This window comes from Magnetospirillum moscoviense, assembly GCF_001650635.1.
GTDB lineage: Bacteria > Pseudomonadota > Alphaproteobacteria > Rhodospirillales > Magnetospirillaceae > Magnetospirillum > Magnetospirillum moscoviense.
Genome location: NZ_LWQU01000020.1, coordinates 1 through 5777, shown reverse-complemented (window position 1 = coordinate 5777; position 5777 = coordinate 1). Strand labels below are relative to the sequence as shown.

Genomic DNA, 5777 nt, shown 5'->3' with positions numbered 1-5777 from the left:
GCTGCGCCTGGCCCAGACGGCCCAGAAATTGGTCCAAAGCCCGCTTGCCTTTGCCCGTCTGGTCCGCGCCAACCTCATGCACCTGCGCCGCATCGACCGCCTAATCGGAGACGACCGCAGCCCCAGGGGCGCTCCCAATCAGATGGTGTTGCTATGAGCCCGAAAATTAAACCGGACAGCAGTGGACTTGATCCGGGCATCCATGGTTCCAGCTGCACGGTCCCGAGCGGCGGTGCGTAGATGGCCGGGGCAAGCCCGGCCAGGACGGAAGATCGGATTACAGCCCGTACTTTTCCGCCATGACGCTGTCCTTGGCGGCAACGGCGCGGGCCAGATCGACGATGACCTTGGCCTGCTTCCAGGTGGCGTCGTCCTGCATCTTGCCGTCGATCATCACCGCGCCGGTGCCGTCGGGCATGGCGTCCAGGATTTTCCGCGCGAACAGCACCTCGGCGACATCCGGGCTGAACACGTTCTTGGCGATCTCGATCTGGCTGGGATGCAGGCTCCAGGCGCCGGCGCAGCCCAGCAGGAAGGCGTTGCGGAACTGCGCCTCGCAGGCGGCATTGTCCGAGAAATCGCCGAACGGGCCGTAAAAGGCCTTGATGCCGGCCGACTGGCAGGCATCGACCATCTTGGCCACGGTATAGTGCCACAGATCCTGCTGGAACAGGGTGCGGGGCGCGCTCTCCTTGGCATCTTCCAGCACGCCATAGAAGGGATGGCCGCCGCCGACGCGGGTGGTCTTCATGCCGCGGCTGGCGGCCAGGTCGGCCGGGCCCAGGCTCATGCCGTGCATGCGGGGGCTGGCTTGCGCGATGGCCGCGACGTTCTCGACGCCCAGGGCGGTTTCCAGGATGGCGTGGATCATGATCGGGCGCTTGACCTGATGCTTGGCCTCCAGCTGGGCCAGCAACTGGTCGAGATAATGGATGTCCCACGGCCCTTCGACCTTGGGCAGCATCACCACGTCCAGCTTGTTTCCCGCCTCGGCGACCAGGGTGGTGACGTCGTCCAGGAACCACGGCGAGTTCAGGCAATTGACCCGGGTCCACAGGCCGGTGCCGCATTCGGGGTTCCAGGCCTTGGCCACCTCGACGAAGCCGGCGCGGGCCGCTTCCTTGGCATCGGCCGGAATGGCGTCTTCCAGATTGCCCAGCAGCACATCGACGTTCTTGGCCATGTCACCCGCCTTGGCCCGCATCTTTTCCACATGCGGCGGGAAGAAATGGATCATGCGCTCCAGCCGCACCGGCAGCTCGCGATAGGGCGCCGGAGCGCCGATGGCCAGCGGCTCGAAGAACTTGCGGGGGGGCTTGATGCTCATGTTGCGCAATCCTCTTTCGGGGAAATCGGTTGGGGCGAAATAATGATGCGCGAGTGTGCGCCGCACAAGAGGAATCTTCCCCTTGAATCAGTGCGATTTGTTCCGAGATTTTGTTGCGAGGCTCCGGGCCCCTCTGGCGGCATGCGGTCGCGATGTCGGAGCGCCTTCATTCCAAGGTCGTCCCATGGAATTCCTCGATCCCATCTTGTTCGGACAATTTCTCGGCAAGCCAGGCTGGATGTGGCTGTCCTTCCTGGCCATCGTCGCCGCCCTGTTGGCCTTCGACCTGGGCGTGCTGCACCGGGACAATCATGAAATCGGCATCGGCGAAAGCGTCGCCCTGTCGGCCCTTTACATCACCGCCGGCCTGATCTTCGGCGGCTGGGTGTGGTGGAGCATGGGGGCCCAGGCCGGCACCGATTACCTGACCGGCTTCGTCGTCGAAAAAAGCCTGTCCATGGATAATGTCTTCGTCATCGCCCTGATCTTCTCGACCCTGGCCATTCCCCGTCAGTACCAGCACCGCGTGCTGTTCTGGGGCATTCTGGGCGCCATCTTGCTGCGCGCCGTGATGATCGGCCTGGGTGCCGCGCTGATCAGCCAGTTCTCGTGGATCCTTTACCTGTTCGGCGCCTTCCTGGTCATCACCGGCATCAAGATGCTGGTGGTGTCCGATTCGACGCCCGATATCGAGAACAACAAGGTACTCGGCTGGCTGCGGTCGCATTTCAACGTCACCCCCGGCCTGCATGGCCAGGATTTCGTCGTGCGCCAGCCCCATCCGGTGACCGGCAAGCCGGCCTTGTGGATCACGCCCCTGATGCTGGCCCTGGTGCTGGTGGAACTGGCCGATCTGGTGTTCGCCGTCGACAGCGTGCCGGCCATCTTTGCCATCACCACCGACCCGTTCATCGTCTATACCAGCAACATCTTCGCCATTCTGGGCCTGCGTGCCTTGTACTTCGCGTTGGCGGCGGCGATCCACCGCTTCCATTACCTGAAATACGCCCTGGCCCTGGTTCTGGTGTTCATCGGCGGCAAGATTTTCGCCGTCAATGTCATCGGCAAGGTGCCGGCGGTGCTGTCCTTGTCGGTGACCTTCGGCCTGCTGGCGGGCGGCGTGCTTTATTCGCTGTGGAAGACCCGCAAGCCCGAGACGATCTCGACATAGTCGGGCTCGTCGTCGGGGTTCAGGAAACCGTGGCGGATCAGGAAGTCCGTGACCACCAGGTTGACGTTGAACTTGAAATCGCCGCCCGCCTTGATGCGGGCGGCGGCTTCCGACGGCGCCATCAGGGCGAAGCTTTCCACCTCGCCGTCGGTGTTGACCGGCACGAAGCCCGGCGGCAGCTCCAGGTCATAGCAGAACATGGTGTCGGGCTTGGCGCCCCATTCGTCGTCCAGGCAATAGGAGATGGCCCCGACCGGAAGGGCCGTGCGGGCCAATGGCTCGGGGACGTTGGCCTCTTCCGCCGCTTCCTTGACCAGATTGTCCATCAAGGACAGGTGCGCCGGCTGGCCGCCGGCGATCAGGTTGTCCAGCTTTCCCGGCGCCACCGGCCGGCCCAGGGCGCGCTTAGCCACCCACAGACGCAAGCCGTCCGGGGTGCGGACGAAGCCGTTGACGTGCACGCCGTAAGCGCGGATGCCGAACAGGCTGACCAATCCGCGATCGATGGTGAACATTTCTGTTTGTCCCCAGCCGGCGCCGACGCGGTAGCGCTCGCCCCGAAGCGCCGGGGTGCCGTAACGGTGACGCAATTCAAGGGCGACGGCATCGATGGCGGCGGAACGGGGCGGGCCGCTGTCCAGACCCGGGTGCAGGCGGACGCCCTGGTCATCGACGACGAAGATGTCGGGAAAGCCGGCAAGCCAAGCGGCGACATCGTGGCGGATGCGGCCGATCCGGGTGGCCCCGCACAGGAACGGGCGGAAAGGCCGGGGATCGTGGGCGTTGCAGGCGCGGATGTGGTCCAGGAACGACATGGGGCCAAAGGGTGCGCTGGCGAGGTGATCAAGTCAATGCGCCAAGTAACGTGGTAATACCGCTGGACTGGGCCAGCAACGCGCAATGAAATTACGCGGTTTTGTGGACTCTGGCCCTTTGGGTGGCTATACTCCCGCCCGCCCGGGGGTAGACGGGTGTTTCGGAGGAATAAAATGACCGAATTTGCCAAAAAGAGCCTGTCCGATTGGGAAGCCCTGGCGTCGAAGGACCTCAAAGGTGCCTCGCCGGAAACCCTGAATTGGGAGACTCCCGAAGGCATTGTGGTCAAGCCTCTTTATACCGCCGCCGACCTGGAAGGCATGGAGAACCTGGATACCCTGCCGGGCTTCCCGCCGTTCCTGCGCGGCCCTCGCGCCACCATGTACGCCGCCAAGCCGTGGACCGTGCGCCAGTATGCCGGCTTCTCGACCGCCGAGGCATCCAACGCCTTCTATCGCAAGAACCTCGCCGCCGGTCAGCAGGGCATCTCGGTGGCCTTCGATCTGGCCACCCATCGCGGCTATGACAGCGATCATCCGCGCGTGGTCGGCGATGTCGGCAAGGCCGGCGTGGCCATCGATTCGGTCGAGGACATGAAGATTTTGTTCGACGGCATCCCGCTCGACAAGATGAGCGTGTCGATGACCATGAACGGCGCCGTGCTTCCCGTGCTGGCCGGCTATATCGTCGCCGCCGAGGAACAGGGCGTGTCCCAGGACCAACTGTCGGGCACCATCCAGAACGACATCCTGAAAGAGTTCATGGTCCGCAACACCTATATCTATCCGCCGGCGCCTTCCATGCGGATCATCGCGGACATCATCGACTACACCTCGAAGAACATGCCGAAGTTCAACTCGATCTCGATTTCCGGCTACCACATGCAGGAAGCGGGGGCGACGGCGGTGCAGGAACTGGCCTTCACCCTGGCCGACGGATTGGAATATGTCCGCGCCGCCCTGGGCCGCGGCCTGAAGATCGACGATTTCGCCGGCCGGCTGTCGTTCTTCTGGGCCATCGGCATGAACTTCTTCATGGAAATCGCCAAGATGCGCGCCGGTCGCCTGCTGTGGGCCCGCATCATCAAGCAGTTCGACCCGCAAAAGCCGTCCTCGATGGCGCTCAGGACCCACTGCCAGACCTCGGGCGTGTCCTTGACCGAGAAGGATGCCTATAACAACGTCATCCGCACCACCATCGAGGCCATGGCCGCCGTGCTGGGCGGCACCCAGTCCCTGCACACCAACGCGCTGGACGAAGCCATCGCCCTGCCGACGCCGTTCTCGGCCCGCATCGCCCGCAATACCCAGCTGATCATCCAGGAAGAGACCGGCATCCCCCATGTGGTCGATCCGCTGGCCGGGTCCTATTATGTGGAAAGCCTGACCAACGCCATCGCCGAGGAAGCTTGGAAGCTGATCTGCGAAGTCGAGGAACTGGGCGGCATGACCAAGGCGGTCGAATCCGGCATGCCCAAGATGAAGATCGAGGAAGCCGCGGCGCGCCGCCAGGCCCGCATCGATCGGGCTGAGGAAGTGGTGGTCGGCGTCAACAAGTACCAACCGGCCGAGGAAGCCCCCATCGACATCCTGGATGTCGATAACGCCGCCGTCCGCGAATCGCAGATCGCACGCCTGAAGCAGATCAAGGCGACCCGCGATTCCGCCAAGGTCGAGGCCGCCCTGGCGGCGCTGGCCAAGGCCGGCGAATCGGGCGAGGGCAATTTGCTGGCCCTGGCGGTCGAGGCCACCCGGGCGCGCGCCACCGTCGGCGAGATTTCCGACGCGCTGGAAAAGTCCTTCACCCGTCACCGCGCCGTCAACCGCACCATCTCGGGCGTCTATGGCGGCGTCTACCAGGGTGACGAGGGCTTCGCCAAGCTGAAGGCCGAGGTCGAAGCCTTTGCCGCCGACGAAGGCCGCCGGCCGCGTATCCTGGTGGTCAAGATGGGCCAGGACGGCCACGATCGCGGCGCCAAGGTGATCGCCACCGCCTTTGCCGATATCGGCTTCGACGTCGATGTCGGGCCGCTGTTCCAGACCCCGGAAGAGGCCGCCCGCCAGGCGGTCGAGAACGACGTCCACATCGTTGCCGCCTCCAGCCTGGCCGCCGGTCACAAGACCCTGGTGCCGTCGCTGATCGCCGAGCTGAAGAAGCAGGGCGCCGAGGACATCCTGGTGGTCAGCGGCGGCGTCATTCCGCAGCAGGATTACGACTTCCTGTACAAGGCCGGCGTGGCGGCGGTCTATGGCCCCGGCACCAACATCCCCAAGGCGGCCTCGGAAATCCTGGAGCTGTTGAAGAAGAAGTCGGCGGCGTAAGCGGCCAGACGAAGAAAGGGCCGGCGGAGTGATCCGCCGGCCCTTTTCGTTTGGGCTACTTCACCGTAAGCATCCGGTGAGAACCGCAGGTGCAGGCAGCTTTGATCAGGCTGCCTGACTGTTGGCGACGCGCGGTAACGGA

At 64.2% G+C, this 5777-nt stretch carries 4 protein-coding genes and 1 pseudogene; 3 read left to right on the top strand and 2 right to left on the bottom strand.

The annotated features are described in order from the left end of the window. Positions 1-157: pseudogene (locus A6A05_RS21580) on the top strand (IS4 family transposase); the annotation flags it as partial. A 120-nt stretch (positions 158-277) separates the two neighbouring features. Here A6A05_RS21580 and A6A05_RS01135 read toward each other — a convergent pair. Continuing rightward, on the bottom strand, positions 278-1327 hold the full coding sequence (locus tag A6A05_RS01135; protein ID WP_216635729.1) for an HpcH/HpaI aldolase/citrate lyase family protein: 1050 nt from the start codon (positions 1325-1327) through the stop codon (positions 278-280). 184 nt (positions 1328-1511) lie between these two features. Between A6A05_RS01135 and A6A05_RS01130 the strand changes: the two genes are divergently transcribed. Further along, complete coding sequence (locus A6A05_RS01130) at positions 1512-2498, top strand: TerC family protein (protein WP_068496643.1); 987 nt, start codon at positions 1512-1514, stop codon at positions 2496-2498. Here the strand turns inward: A6A05_RS01130 and A6A05_RS01125 are convergent. Beyond that, positions 2453-3313, bottom strand: coding sequence for an NUDIX hydrolase (locus tag A6A05_RS01125; protein WP_068496641.1), 861 nt, complete (start codon positions 3311-3313; stop codon positions 2453-2455). The two genes, A6A05_RS01130 and A6A05_RS01125, sit on opposite strands and share 46 nt — an antisense overlap. 174 nt (positions 3314-3487) lie before the next feature. Between A6A05_RS01125 and scpA the strand changes: the two genes are divergently transcribed. Then, on the top strand, positions 3488-5635 hold the full coding sequence (gene scpA, locus A6A05_RS01120; protein WP_068496639.1) for a methylmalonyl-CoA mutase: 2148 nt from the start codon (positions 3488-3490) through the stop codon (positions 5633-5635). The last annotated feature ends 142 nt before the right edge of the window (positions 5636-5777 follow it).